The following is a 13,794-nucleotide window of genomic DNA, read 5'->3' as shown; positions in this document are numbered from 1 at the left end:
AAGGGAGGTGGCGATATGGTCAGGGAAATCAGGGTCCTTGGGCCGGGGTGCCCCCGGTGTGAAGCCCTTTACGACAATGTGGTTCTCGCCCTGGACGAACTCGGGATCGACGCCACGGTGGAGAAGGTGAAGGATCTGGGGCAGATCGCCGCCCACGGGGTGATGCAGACCCCGGGGCTCGTGGTGGACGGAAGGGTGGTCTCCCAGGGGAAGGTCCTTTCCGTAGAAGAGATAAAGGAACTGCTGAGGTCCAGGTGAGGGTTCTTCTCCTTTGGGGGGCGATATTTCTTCTTTCCTCCGGGGTTCTGGCCGGAGAACGGCTCACCCTGGAGGAGGCCCTTTCCCGGGCCCTCAGGAACAACCCCGAGATCCTGGCCCGGGCGCACGAGATTCGGGCCGCGGAGGGAGAACGCCGGGCCGCCCGGGGTGTCCTCCTTCCGCAGCTCGACTTTCTTGCCGAGGCCAGGCGCCTGAGCGACCCCCAGGCCGTTACCCCCATCAAGGGGCCGGGGAAATTCCCGGCCTTCAGCCGGGACATCTATTACGCCGGGGTGGAGCTGCGTCTTCCCCTTTACGAGGGAGGGCGGCTGCGCTCCCTGGTGCGGCTTTCCGGGATCCGGACCGTGCTTGCCGAAAGCCTGCGGCGGGAGACCGCCCTGGACCTTCTGGCCAATGTGAAAGGAACCTACTTCATGGGGCTTTATCTCCGCGGCCTTATCCGGGCCCGGGAGCGGGTCCTTGCGGCGCTGAAGCGCGAGGAGAAGGACGCGGCCCTGCGCCTCAGGGTGGGGCGCGTTCCGCCCCTGGACCTCCTCCGGATGAAGAGTCGGGTCAAAAGTGAGGAGGCGGCCCTGGCCTCGGCCCGTCAGGCCCTGCGCCGGGTCAAGGAGGCCCTTTCCGTCCTTATGGGGGAGTCTCCCAGGAGCGACTTCGAGCTCTCCGGAAATCTCACCCTCATTCCGCTTCCGCGGGAGCCCGAGTGGGAGAGGATCCTTTTCTGTCTCCCGGAGGTGGAGGCGGCCCGGAGGGAATTTGAAGCGGCCCGGGAGAGGGTCCGCCTGGAGAGATCCGGGCACCTCCCCCGTCTGGATTTCCTGGTCGACTACGGCCGGCGGGCCGGCTCCGGTCTCCATGACGACGAGGAGGTCTGGGAGGCCGGTTTCCGTCTGCGGCTCAATCTTTTCAGCGGGGGAACAATTTCGGCCAGGGTGGCCGCGGCCCGGGCCCGGGAGCTTTCCGCCCGGGAGAGGCTGCGGCAGGTGGAGCTTTCCGTGCGAAGAAGGGTTCTTGCGGCCCTCTCCGAGGCTGCCGAAGCCAGGGCCCGGGTGCGGGCCCTTGAGGCGGCCCGGCAGGCCGCCCGGGAGGCCTTCCGGGTGGAAAGCCTGCGCTATCGCACCGGGGCCGGCACCGTGACGGATCTCCTCGCCGCCCAGGCGGCCTGGTCCGAGACCGAGGCCGCCTACCGGGAAGCTCTCTACCGTTACGCCCGTGCCGTGGTGTCCTATCAGCGGGCCACCGGTGAGATCGCCCGGGGTCTTCTCCAGCTTCCCTGTGAAGGAGAGAGTCATGCGCAGGATTAAACCCCTCCTGGTTCTTCTGGTGGCCGGCCTCGCGATCGTTTTCGCCGTACAAAAGGTGAGGGAGAAAAGAGCCGCTCTCAGGCGGCTCCCTCCCCCGCGAAGGGCGCCCCTTCCGGTGGAGGTGGCCCCGATCCGGCGGGGAAAACTCCTCCTCACCGAACACTATCTGGGGGAAATAAGGCCCCTCCTTTCGGCCCGGATCTCCTCCCGGCTCTCCGGTTACCTCCTCTCCCTCACCAAGTACGAGGGGGATAGGGTGGAAAAAGGAGAGGTGCTCGCCAGGATAGACGACGCTCCCATCCGGGCCCGCATCGCCTCGCTCAGGGCCCGGATCGAGGCCGCCCGGGTCAGCTACCTTACCAGAAAGCGCATTTTCGAACGGGATCGGGTCCTCTACCGGGAGAAGGCCATCTCGGAGGAGGCCTTCGAGCTTTCGGAATCCGCCTTTCGGGAGACCGCGGCCCGTCTCGAGACCCTCCGGGCCGAGCTTTCCGCCGCGGAAAACGACCTCACCTATACGGTTATCCGGGCCCCTTTTTCCGGGGTGGTGACCGCCCGGCTTGCCGAACCCGGGGACATGGTGGTCCCGGGAAAGGCCCTCCTCGTGATCGAGGCCCCCTCGCGGGGATATCGGGTCCTGGTGGGGGTGCCCCAGCGCATGGCCGTGCGCTTCCGACCCGGGGCCCCGGCCTTTCTCACCGAGGGGGAAAGGCGCCTGGCCGTCCGGATCTTCCGGGTTCACCCCGCGGTGGGAGAGGGAGGACTGGCCACGGTGGAGATAAGGCTTCCCTCGCGTCCCTTCGGTCTTCCCTCCGGAGCCCGGGTGGGGGTGGATCTCGCCACGGGCGAGGCCGAGGGCTTCATCGTGCCCCTTCGGGCCCTCCTCGAAACCACGAAAGGCGCCTATGTCTTCACCGTGGAAAGAGGGGAAGGTGGATTCCGGGTGCGGGTGGTGAGGGTCAAGGTGCGCGGGCGCTCCGGCGGGGAAGTGGTCCTTTCCGGGGATCTTTCCCCGGGTGTGCCGGTGGTGGTGGCTGAGGAAAGCACCCTCCTCCGGCTCCACGAGGGAGAAGAGGTCCTTCCCGAAAGGGAAAATTCATGAGTTTCGTGGAAGATTACCTGCGCAATCCTTATCTGGTCACCTCTCTTCTCCTCGCCGGAGTGGTGCTGGGGATCGTTTCCTTTCGCGAAATGCCGCTCAACCTCTTTCCCGATGCCAACTATCCGAAGATCGCGGTGGTGCTGGTCTGGCCCGGGGCCTCGGCCGGGGATGTGGAGGACAAGGTGGCCCGCCCGGTGGAGAAGGAGCTGGCCACCCTGGATCTGGTACGGAAGGTCAGGTCCTCCTCCCGGGACGAGGTGGCCGTGGTCTCCGTGGAGTTCGAATACGAGAAGAGCCTGGACTCCGCGGAGGTGGATGTTTCGGCCGCTCTTGACCGTATATGGGCGAAGCTTCCCCGGGGGCTTCTTCCCCCGCGGATCTTCCGGGTGAGCGACGCCACCACCCCGGTCTGCACGCTTGCGGTCCGTCCCCGCCCGGGCTCGCCTCTGGATCTCGCCAAGGTCAGGCAGATAGCAGACAACGAACTGCGCGAGGCCCTCCTGCGCATCCCGGAGGTGGCCCAGGTGGAGGTCTTCGGCGGATATCTCCCGGAGATAAGGGTGGAGGTGGATCGCGACCGGCTGGCCCGCTACGGTTTAAGTCTCTCCCGGGTGATCTCCGCTCTTTACGCTCAAAACCTCAACATCCCCGGAGGGCTCCTTATCCGGGATCGGGACCAGATCCTCATTAAGGTGGCCGGGGAAAGGCTCAAACCGGAAGAGCTTCTGGATCTGGTGGTGGCCCGCACCCCGCGGGGGGAGATCCACCTGCGGGACCTCGCCCGGGTGAGGGTCCTCTACACGGAGAGACAGAGTTTCTTTCACGGAAACGGCCATCCGGCCATCGGGATCAACATCCTGCGTCCCGAAAAGGGACATGTCACCGACACGCTCGAGGCCCTTCATCGGGCCCTTCCGCGGATCGAAAGCGAGTTTCCGGATCTGACCTTCGAGATCGTGGACACCCAGGAGGACCTCATCCGCACCTCGGTGGCCAACATGATCGATGCCCTGCGGGATGCGGTGGTGCTTACGGTGGCCGTGATCCTGGTACTTCTGGCCCGTCTGCGGATGACCCTGCTAGCCGCGATATCCATCCCTTTTACCTACTTTATGGTCTTTTTCGGAATGAGGGTGTTCGGCTTCGAACTCAACATCGTGACCCTCACCGCGGTGATCCTAGCCGTGGGGCTTCTTCTTGACGACGCCATCGTGGTGATTGAGAACATCGATCGCCATCATCACCTGGGCAAGTCTCCCTTTCGGGCCGCGGTGGACGGCACCCGGGAGATCATGCTGGCCGACTTCGCCGGCACCATCACCACCGTGGCCGTCCTGGTGCCCATACTCTTCATCGGGGGCTATGTGGAGAAGATTCTCCGGCAGCTGGCCGCGGTGCTCATCCTGGCCCTGCTCTCCTCCTATGTAATCTCCGTTACGGTGATCCCGCTGCTTTCCCGGTTTCTCCTTCGCGGGGACGGAAGCCGGAACCTTCCGGAGCGGATGCTCCACCGGGTAGGCGAGGGGATGCTGGAACCCCTCAGAAATTTCTTCGTGCGTCTTTTCGATTTCGCGGTGACGAAAAGATTTCTTTTCATCGGACCCCTGGGGATAGGGCTTCTCCTGATCAGTGTCCGGCAGATGCCCCTTGTGGGCCGGGACCTCATGCCCCCCCATGGACACCGGTATCGTGAAGATCGCCTTCGAGACCGGGGCCAATACCTCCCTTTCCCGCACCGAGGAAATCGTAAACCGCATGGAGGAGATTATCCGGAGGACGCCGGGATTCATCCGCATGGCCACCGTGGTGGGAAGCGAGCCCGGGGTGATCAGCTTCGGGGCGGAGAGAACGCCTCAGCAGGGTCTCATCACCGTGCATTTCGTGGACCGTTTTCACCGGAAGGAAAGCATCTGGAAGATAGAAAGGCGTCTTCGGGAGAGGTTTCTGGAAATCCCCGGCCTGCGTTATGTACATGTTTACGACTTCGGGGCCACGCCCCTCTCCTCCATCGCCGCTCCGGTGGATGTGATGATCAGCGGACCGGACCGGAGGGTGCTCGACCAACTGGCGGATCAGGTGGTGGTGCGGCTGCACGAGGTTCGGGGGCTGGTCTCCGTGTCCCGCAACTGGTACCCGGACAGGGTGGAAATCCTGATTCGTCCCGACCTGGAAAAGGCGGTCCGCTACGGGCTCTCCCCTCTCGATCTGGCCCGAACCGTGCGCGCGGCCTTCAGCGGAGCCCGCGCTTCCGTCCTGCGGGTGCCCGGGGAGGACGGCTATGTCATTCGGGTGCGTCTCCCGGATGGCGAACGCCGGGCCCTCTCGGATCTGGACACCCTCCCGGTACATACCCCCCGGGGCACCATCCCCCTCAACGAGATGGCCCGTCTGGAGGAGTCGCGTACTCTCACCGTTTACAGGCGCCAGGGACTCTCTCCGGTGGTGGATGTCCTGGGCTATCGTTACACCACCGCCATCACCCACCTCCAGGCTCAGGTGAACCGCCTCCTTGCGGTCCTTCCCCTTCCTCCCGGCTACCGGATATCCCAGGAAGGGGAGATCAAACACATGAAGGAGGCTTTCGGTCGGCTCCGCAGGGCCCTGCTCCTCGCCCTGATGCTTCTCTATTTTTCCCTGGTTCCGACCTTTCGCTCCTTCCTGGATCCCCTCACCATCATGGTGGCCATTCCGCTTTCGGTGATCGGGGCGGTCTGGGGGCTCCTTTTCGTGGGGAGGCACTTCTGCATGCCCGCGGCCATGGGCATGATCCTCCTTGCCGGGATCGTGGTCAACAACTCCATTCTCCTCATAGACTTTATCAGGCGCGCCCGGGCCCGGGGGAAAGACCTCCACGAGGCCATTGAGGAGGCTATCCGGGTGCGCACCCGGCCCATCGTAATGACCGCCCTGGGGACCATCACCGGGATGCTTCCCATAGCCGCGGAAAGGGCCCTGGGGCTGGAAAGGCTCTCCCCCCTGGCGGTGGTGGCCATCGGAGGACTGATCGTGGCCACCCTTCTTACCCTCCTCTATGTGCCCCTCTTCTATACTTTTTTCGAAGATCTGCGCAAAGAACTGACCAAAATAATACCCTTACCACCGAAAAACCGAGCTTGACCGGCCTCCAACGGATCCGGGGAACACCCTCCCTTCATAAATTGCCCCGCTCGCCGTCCCTGTCACCGTACCTCCGTGCTCCGCATTGACAGAAAACCAAAAAATCGCGCAATAGGATGCAGAAAAATCGAATGTTATGGGCAATTTATGGCATAAAATCCTGCCTTATGGCTTGACATTCCACTCCATCATGTTTTAATAATTGATTAAAAAATTTCCTTGGAGGGGGGACATGAAAAGGCTTAAGGGATTCTTCTCCACTAAGATGATGGCTCTGGTGTTTCTCCTGGCGCTGTTTTTAGGAACGGGGCTTCGGGCTTCGCCCATCCCCTACTACTGGGATGACAACTGGCCCTATCACATCGCTCGCTTTTATGCCTATGGAAGCGTGACGGCCTACGATCACAGCGCCAACGAATATGTGTTCAATGTGTCGGGTGGTGACCACGCGGATACCGCGGTGGGAATCTGGGCACACGATCCCCCGGCGGAGAAATCCCTTTCGAAGCACCAGTCAAAGCCCTACGGTCCGGTGGAGAAGACCTGGGCGGCCTCGCTTAATGTCCGGAGTTTCCTCAACGAGGGAGGGGTGAGCGGTCTTTCCATCTCCGGCGGGGCCTCCACCAATATGTTTGTAAACGCCCACGACTATGCCGGATTCTACGGAACCTCCCAGCAGTACGGTTACTTTTTCCTGGATAGGCCCCTCACCCTGCGGGTTACCGAATTCCTGCACTACGGAGGGGAAAACTTCAACGAGGAGGAATTCGACTACGCGAACTATCTCCAGGGACGGTGGGACCTCAGTCTCTACCGCTATGAGGATTCTAACGGGGACGGGGAACCGGATACCCTGAAGGGCCAGCTGTGGGGGGTCCATGACGAGATTAACCGACGGGGGATAACCTCGGAGAGTGATTATGTGTACACCTACACCTATTTTCTCGAGCCCGGCTGGTATTCCATTTCCGCCACCTTCAACCTCTCGGGGAGGGCTTATCAGGGGGACACTATTTCGGCCGAGGGGGGTCTTCACCTCAGCGCGGTGCCTCTTCCGCCGGCGGGGTTCCTTCTCCTTCCGGGGCTGGGTGTTCTGGTGGGGGTGCGGCGCCGCCTAAGGGTCTCGTAATAATCGGGGGGCCTCCGGCCCCCTGGAATTTTTCCGGTGATCCCTTTTTTGGCCTCCTATGTGCAGGGTAAATTCTGTGAGGGTTTTAATCGTTTTTTTATGTAAGCGGTCCCTCTCGATCTCCTCCCTGGAAAGCCACTCAACTTCCTCTTTACCGTGTAAGCTCTCCATGAATCCATTCCAATAAGGACTGCCCGGAGGAATTACCCTCTGCCTGACCCTCCACCTCCGACAAACCCTCCGGAATTCCCCGGAGCGAAACTGAAATCCATGCTCCATCGTTTCAAAGGCTTTCTGGCAACCTCAACGGGAAAAGCTTCTTCCGTTCTCGGGGTCCTCCGCCAGCCTCGCTTCTTGCGAAGACAAAGACTAAGACCAAGCTTTCGATACAGGCCATAAAGATTTCGAGTTCTTTTTCGGCCAGCAGTCGTTTCAGCCGGGCATTTTCTTCTTCCAGGGCTTTGAGACGTTTGGCCTCTGAGGAGGAAAAAAAACCCGCGGTATTTTTTGCGCCACCGGTAGATGGTCTCGCGATACACCGTATTTTCTTGCGATAGCGGCTACGGAGTTACCGGGGGTGTCGGCCTCGGCCAGGATTCTGATGATCCGGTCGATAGCAAACTTTTTCGTGGCTCACATCCATTATTTTGAGTTGTCATTCCTATAAATCCTAACATCCCGGGTGGTTCGAAAAATGGGGGGAGCAGGTCAACCTCGTGTTACCAAAAGAACCGTTCAGAGCGGAAATTATTCAAAAATTTCAGTGTTTCCTCAGCTACCAGAGGACGCGAAAAAAGAAAACCCTGAACTTCATCCACTCCCAAACCCGCCAGAAAGGCCAACTGTTCCCTCCGCTCCACCCCCTCCGCCACCACGCGTTTACCCAAATTCCGAGCCATGGATACAATGGCCATCACCGCCTCGGCATCCTCTCGGCTTTCGGGAAGCCCCCTCACAAATGAATAATCCACCTTAAGGGTGCGGGCGGGAATCTCTTTTAGATAGGCGAAAGACGAATACCCCGTTCCAAAGTCATCAAGAGCAATCTCAATTCCTAATTCGTGAATACGGCTAAGCAAGCTCTTGGCCTCCGGACCAGCCTCAAGAAGAAGACTTTCGGTAATTTCCACCTCCAAAGCCCCGGGCGGCAAGAATCCGTCCTCTAAGATCTCCTGTAATACACGAATTAAGCGATCTCGAGCCAGAAACTGCTTAACCGAGACATTGAAAGAAATGCGCATTTTCGGAAAACTTTCGCGACAAGCCCTCAGAAAACGGGCTGCTTCGAGTATAACCCAGCACCCTACCTCCACAATTAAGCCAGACTCTTCCAGTACAGGAATAAACTCTCCGGGCATTACCAGTCCTCTTTCGGGATGACGCCAGCGCAAAAGCGCTTCCAAGGACGCAGGCCTGCGTTCACGGAGACGAATGCGTGGCTGAAAAAATAGCTCAAATTGTTGCTCCCCTAAAGCCTTTTCCAATTCTCTTATCAAAGCAAAATGCCGAAAAGCTTTTTTGGATAAATTTGGAGAAAAAAAGGCTACCCCGTGAGGAGCCCTGGTTTTGGCTTCTCTGAGGGCTACAGAAGCCGCCTCCATGAGATCCTCTGGAGAAGAGGCGTCTTCCGGAAAAAGGGCTATTCCCACAGAAGCAGAAACCTTGACCTCCTCCTGCTCAACTCTTATGGGTTCCTGGAATAAATTCTCAAGATGGGTGAGAAGCAAGGCCGGTGATATTCGCTGAAGCAAATACGAGAAAGCAAATTCATCAGAACCTATTCGGGCCAGAGTTCCAGCCTGGTTCACCAAACGGGACAAACGTTCACCCACAACCTTAAGAATCCTGTCCCCCTTCAGTCGTCCCAATTCCATATTTAGGGAACTGAAGTGATCCAGATCCAGTTTTACCAGAGCCAGGGAAAGCTTTTCGATTCGAGCCACCTCTATTTCGTGCTCCAGGGCAGCCAGTAAAAACCGCTGGTTCGGAAGCCCGGTGAGAAGATCCCGGAAAAGCGCCTTCTCAAGTTCCCGGGTCTTTACAATGTGTAGGTACCCCAGAGAGAGATCCCGTGCTATCTCCTCAAGAAGCCTGACCTCACGATCGGTAAAATGTAAAGGGGCCTCCGCATAAAGAGCCAGAACTCCCTTAAGCCCGTCAAGATACAAGGGGAGGCTTACAAACGAACCAAATCCAAAATCTCGGACCTTTTCGGCCCAAACAGCAAATATATCTTCATCTCGGGTATCCAGTACAATTACCGATCTTCCTTCCTTAAGGGTCACAAGATGAGGATTTTTTCCCTCTGCAATTTCTTTAAGGGGGGGCACCCCTTCCAGTACCGCGGTCTCCCCTGCAGCGGCTACCACCTCCCCAGCCAAACCCACCCAGGCCAGGGCGAACCCCCCGGTACGAATCATAATCCCACAGGCCTCCTGAAAGAGCTTCCGGGGGTCAGAACGTTCCTCAAAAATGAGAAGATTAATTTCCCGCAAAAGGGCATATATCCTGGTTAGAACCTCCAGTTCCTCTCGGGCTTCGCGGAGATCCCGTTCCCGGGCCTCAAAATAGGCCTGAAAGACCCGGGCCGAAAGCTCAAAGAAAAGTTGTCCCAGAAGGTCCTCAAGCTGCCGGGCCCCTTTACAAGAAATAAGTTGCACAATCCGTCGCCACAGCTCAAATAATGCCATATTGAATTCTGACGGACTTACCCCAACTCTGTAATGATGTTCCCCCAGTTCCCTAATGATATCGTTAATTTCGGAACTTTCCGGATCAAGAAAAAATTTCCTCAAAAATTCTCCTATTCGATGAGCAAAAAATCCTCGCGGGGAGGAACAAAAAGGCAGAGAAATCCAGAAATCCTCAGGAGTGAGAGAAATAACCTCCCAAAGCTTACGCCGAAAAGACAGCTCGTCTACAATCCCACTAACTCCACCACCTTCTTATCCTTTTCTACATCGTTCTTAAAAGAATATCAATTACCAAAACAATTCATTAACGGAGTTTTCAAAATTTTTCTCGAAATTTTTTCAGTAATTTGTGAAAAATCTCCCAACAATCATTTGCGGAAAAAATATTCCACTCCCAGAAGCTCAGATACCATCGCCCGCACTTAAAAAAAGAAGGCTGATTTAAGGTGCGAGAGGAGAGATTTCCGGTATTATAATCTCCCTCTCTGTAATAATGAAATCTACGGGGAGGTCGTGTTTCTCGTGGGGCAGGTTCTTCACCACCTGAAAAGAAAAAGCCGGAGCCACCTTAATAGCACGAATTTCCCGGAGAAAACGATCGTAGAATCCCCCTCCGTAGCCTAGGCGATAACCACTCCGGTCAAAAGCAAGCCCCGGAACCAGTACGAGATCAACTTCATCCGGCGAAATCAAAGGATTTTCCGGGGGAGGCTCTAAAATTCCATAAGGCCCCGGAACCAACTCTCCAAGGGTAAAAATTTGATGGAAGAATAAAGTCCGCCGGGAGATCACGGTGCGGGGAAGACCTACTCTTTTTCCCTGTAGAAGAGCTGCTCCCAATGCAGGAAAAAGATTCACTTCGGTGCCAAAAGAGGCAAAAAATAAAATAGTACGAGACCTTTCAAAAAGTTCAGTTTTAAGAAAACGATGACAGATAGACAAGGATAAATTCTCCCTTTCTTCAGGGGAAAGCTCGCTCCTTTTTTGAAGCATTTCCTTTCGAAGTTGTTTTTTCAGTTCCATAATGTCCGGGGGTGCTTCGCTAATCATCATCTTCTCCGGGGAGCAGTTTACTTCAAGTTGACCTCTTGGGAAACAGAGCCTAAAATCCGATTAAGTTCACCGGCGGGATAGGAAAATGAAACACCTAAAACGGATTCTGGATCTCCGGCCGGAGGAGGCCGAAGGACTTATTCGTCGGGGTCTGGAGCTGAAGAAACGGCTCAGGGCCGGGGTTCCTCATCGTCCCCTCCTGGGCAAAATTCTGGCCCTCATTTTTGAGAAACCCTCCACCCGCACCCGGGTTTCCTTCGAGGCCGCCATGATGAAACTCGGGGGGCAGACCATATTCCTCTCCTCGCGGGACCTTCAGCTCGCCCGGGGGGAACCCCTCAAGGACACCGCCCGGGTGCTCTCCCGCTATGTGGACGGGATAGTGGTGCGCACCTTCGGTCAGGAGGTGGTGGAGGAACTGGCCGCCTACGCCGAGGTCCCGGTCATAAACGGTCTTTCGGACCGCTTTCACCCCTGTCAGGTCCTTTCGGATCTCATGACCGTGGTGGAAACCGGACGGAAACTCGGGGATCTGGTGGTGGCCTGGGTGGGAGACGGGAACAACATGGCCAACTCCTGGATCGAGGCCGCAGCCCTTTTCGGGTTCGAGCTGCGCCTGGCCTGTCCGGAGGGTTACGATCCCGATCCGGAGGTTCTGGAGGAGGCCCGTAGCCGGGGAGCCCGCATAGCCCTTCTCCGGGATCCGGTGGAGGCCGTAAGGGGTGCCGAGGTGGTAAACACCGATGTCTGGGCCAGCATGGGCCAGGAGGCCGAGGCCGAGGAAAGACGACGGGTGTTTCAACCCTATCAGGTGAATAGCCGGCTCCTTCGGCACGCGGCTCCGGAGGCCATAGTCCTCCACTGTCTGCCGGCCCATCGGGGGGAGGAAATCACCGAGGAGGTTCTGGAAGGGCCGCAGTCGGTGGTGTGGGATCAGTCCGAAAACAAGATGTGGCTACACGCGGCCGTTCTCGAAAAACTACTCGCCTGAGCCCTCTCCCCCGGTCTCCTTCCCCATTTCCCGCACCGATTCCTCAAGGGCGGCCTTGCGGGAAAGCTTGATGCGACCGGCCTTGTCGATGTCGATGACCTTCACCAGCACCTCGTCGCCCTCGTTGAGAATGTCCGTAACCCTGCGCACCCTGCGGTGATCGAGCTGGGAGATGTGCACCAGCCCCACCGTGCCCGGAAAGAGCTCCACGAAAGCCCCGAAGTCCGTCACCCGGGTTACCTTCCCCAGGTAGAGCTTCCCCACCTCGGCCTCCTGGGTGAGTTCCTCGATCATGCGGGCGGCCTTGCGGGCGGTCTCCAGATCCGAGGAGTAGATGCGCACCAGACCGGTCTGATCGTCTATGTCGATCTTCACATCCCCGCAGGCGGCAATAATACCCTTGATGGTTTTACCCCCCGGACCGATGACCTGCCCCACTTTTTCAGGATTGATCTCCAGGGTGATGACCCTGGGGGCGTACACGGAAAGGCTCTCCCGGGGGCGATCCAGGGTCTCCCGCATGCGGGCGAGGATCTTAAGACGGGCCTCCCGGGCCTGGGAAAGCGCCCGGGCCATGATCTCCCGGGTAATCCCGGGCACCTTCACATCCATCTGGAAGGCGGTGATGCCCTTTTCCGTCCCGGCTACCTTGAAGTCCATGTCGCCCATGCGGTCCTCGTCACCCAGAATGTCCGTGAGCACCACCACCTGATCTCCCTCCTTGACCAGGCCCATGGCGATGCCGGCCACCATGTCCTTAATGGGGACCCCGGCGTCCATGAGGGAAAGGGTGGCCCCGCACACCGTGGCCATGGAGGAGGAACCGTTGGACTCCAGCACATCCGAAACCACCCGAATGGTGTACGGGAACTCCTCCTCCCCGGGAACCACCGGGGTGAGGGCCCTTTCGGCCAGCATCCCGTGCCCTATCTCGCGACGGGACGGCCCCCGCAGGGGTTTGACCTCCCCCACGCAGAAGGGAGGAAAGTTATAGTGCAACATGAAGTGCTTGAAGATCTCCTCCCCAGGAAGATCCAGGCGCTGTTCCTCCTCGGGACTTCCCAGGGTGGTCACCACCAGCACCTGGGTCTCGCCCCGGGTAAAAAGGGCTGAGCCGTGGGTCCGGGGGAGCACCGAGACCTCGCAGGAGATGGGCCGGATGTCCTCCGGACCTCGCCCGTCGATGCGCCGGCCCTCCGCAAGGATCATCTCCCGCATGCGCACCCTTTCGAGCTCCTCCAGATACTCCCGGACCTCGCTCTCCCGCCCGGCCGCCTCCTCCCCCAACAGAGAAAGCACCGCCTCGAAAAGCTCCCTCCGTTTGCGATTGCGCTCCTGTTTGCCCGGGGTGGAAAGAATTTCGGCCATCTTTTCCCCGGCCAGGTGAAAGACCCGTTCCCGCAACTCCTGATCGGGCTCGGGCTCTTCGAAGACCATCTTGGGGCGCCCGGCCTTCTCCCGAAGCTCCCTCTGGAGGGCAAGAAGGGGCTTGAGTCCCTCGTGAGCGAAAAAGAGGGCCTCCTCCATCACCTCTTCCGGCACCTCCCGGGCCATGCCCTCTACCATCACGATGGCCTCCTCGCTTCCGGCCACCACCAGATTGAGATCGCTTTCCCGGAGTTCCGAGGCCGTGGGATTAAGGATCAGCCGACCCTCAACGCGGCCCACCCGCACCGCGGCAATGGGCCCTTTAAAGGGAATGTGCGAGAGCTCCAACGCCGCCGAAGCCCCGGTAATGGCCAGGATGTCCGGGTCCACCTCGGGATCCATGGAAAGCACCGTGGCGATCACCTGGGTCTCGTAGCGCCACTTTTTGGGGAAAAGCGGCCTTATGGGCCGGTCGATGAGGCGGGCGGTGATGACCTCCTTCTCGCTGGGACGCCCCAGTTCCCTCTTGAAGTAACCCCCGGGTATGCGCCCGGCGGCGTAATACATCTCCTGATACTCCACCGTCAGGGGGAGAAAATCTATGTCCCGCGTCTCCTCGGAGGCCACCACCGTGACCAGGACCACCGTGTCCCCGTGGCTCACCAGGACCGCCCCGTGGGCCTGCCTGGCCACGCGCCCGGTCTCGAGCACGAAAGGCCGTCCGTTAATCTCCGTTTCCACCCTGTACATAACCCGTCGCT

Annotated in this window: 9 protein-coding genes and 1 pseudogene; 7 read left to right on the top strand and 3 right to left on the bottom strand. The window is 59.0% G+C overall.

Annotation, left to right across the window (positions count from 1 at the left end; all coding sequences use genetic code 11):
* Positions 1 to 15: 15 nt before the first annotated feature.
* From K3767_RS04200 to K3767_RS04175, 6 genes and pseudogenes are all read left to right on the top strand, one after another.
* Positions 16 to 258 (top strand): thioredoxin family protein, encoded by a 243-nt coding sequence (locus K3767_RS04200; protein WP_221172293.1) that lies wholly within the window; start codon positions 16 to 18, stop codon positions 256 to 258.
* Positions 255 to 1,580, top strand: coding sequence for a TolC family protein (locus tag K3767_RS04195; RefSeq protein ID WP_221172292.1), 1,326 nt, complete (start codon positions 255 to 257; stop codon positions 1,578 to 1,580). Before K3767_RS04200 ends, K3767_RS04195 begins: the two co-directional genes overlap by 4 nt.
* Entirely contained in the window at positions 1,567 to 2,682 is a 1,116-nt protein-coding gene (locus tag K3767_RS04190; RefSeq protein WP_221172291.1) for an efflux RND transporter periplasmic adaptor subunit, read from the top strand. The genes K3767_RS04195 and K3767_RS04190 overlap by 14 nt, the downstream gene beginning before the upstream one ends.
* Positions 2,679 to 4,295, top strand: a pseudogene (locus tag K3767_RS12245) (efflux RND transporter permease subunit); the annotation flags it as partial. The gene K3767_RS04190 and the pseudogene K3767_RS12245, both read left to right, overlap by 4 nt.
* A 61-nt stretch (positions 4,296 to 4,356) precedes the next feature.
* Complete coding sequence (locus tag K3767_RS04180) at positions 4,357 to 5,799, top strand: efflux RND transporter permease subunit (protein WP_221172290.1); 1,443 nt, start codon at positions 4,357 to 4,359, stop codon at positions 5,797 to 5,799.
* A gap of 232 nt (positions 5,800 to 6,031) precedes the next feature.
* Entirely contained in the window at positions 6,032 to 6,928 is an 897-nt protein-coding gene (locus tag K3767_RS04175; RefSeq protein ID WP_221172289.1) for a hypothetical protein, read from the top strand.
* A gap of 719 nt (positions 6,929 to 7,647) precedes the next feature.
* On the opposite strand, the gene K3767_RS04170 is transcribed toward K3767_RS04175, so the two are convergent.
* A complete protein-coding gene (locus K3767_RS04170; protein WP_221172288.1) occupies positions 7,648 to 9,618 on the bottom strand; it encodes a bifunctional diguanylate cyclase/phosphodiesterase in 1,971 nt (656 codons plus the stop codon).
* Positions 9,619 to 10,062: 444 nt separating this feature from the next.
* Positions 10,063 to 10,671, bottom strand: a complete 609-nt coding sequence (locus K3767_RS04165; RefSeq protein WP_221172287.1) for a 5-formyltetrahydrofolate cyclo-ligase — start codon at positions 10,669 to 10,671, stop codon at positions 10,063 to 10,065.
* An 88-nt stretch (positions 10,672 to 10,759) separates the two neighbouring features.
* Here K3767_RS04165 and argF point away from each other — a divergent pair, with 88 nt between their 5' ends.
* Positions 10,760 to 11,665 carry an ornithine carbamoyltransferase gene (gene argF / locus K3767_RS04160; RefSeq protein WP_221172286.1) on the top strand — a complete coding sequence of 302 codons (906 nt, stop codon included), beginning with the start codon at positions 10,760 to 10,762 and terminating at the stop codon, positions 11,663 to 11,665.
* Here argF and pnp read toward each other — a convergent pair.
* On the bottom strand, positions 11,654 to 13,783 hold the full coding sequence (gene pnp / locus K3767_RS04155) for a polyribonucleotide nucleotidyltransferase (protein WP_221172285.1): 2,130 nt from the start codon (positions 13,781 to 13,783) through the stop codon (positions 11,654 to 11,656). The two genes, argF and pnp, sit on opposite strands and share 12 nt — an antisense overlap.
* Positions 13,784 to 13,794 lie beyond the last annotated feature (11 nt).

Source organism: Thermosulfurimonas sp. F29 (assembly GCF_019688735.1).
Lineage (GTDB): Bacteria > Desulfobacterota > Thermodesulfobacteria > Thermodesulfobacteriales > Thermodesulfobacteriaceae > Thermosulfurimonas_A.
This window is presented reverse-complemented; position numbering and strand designations above follow the sequence as displayed.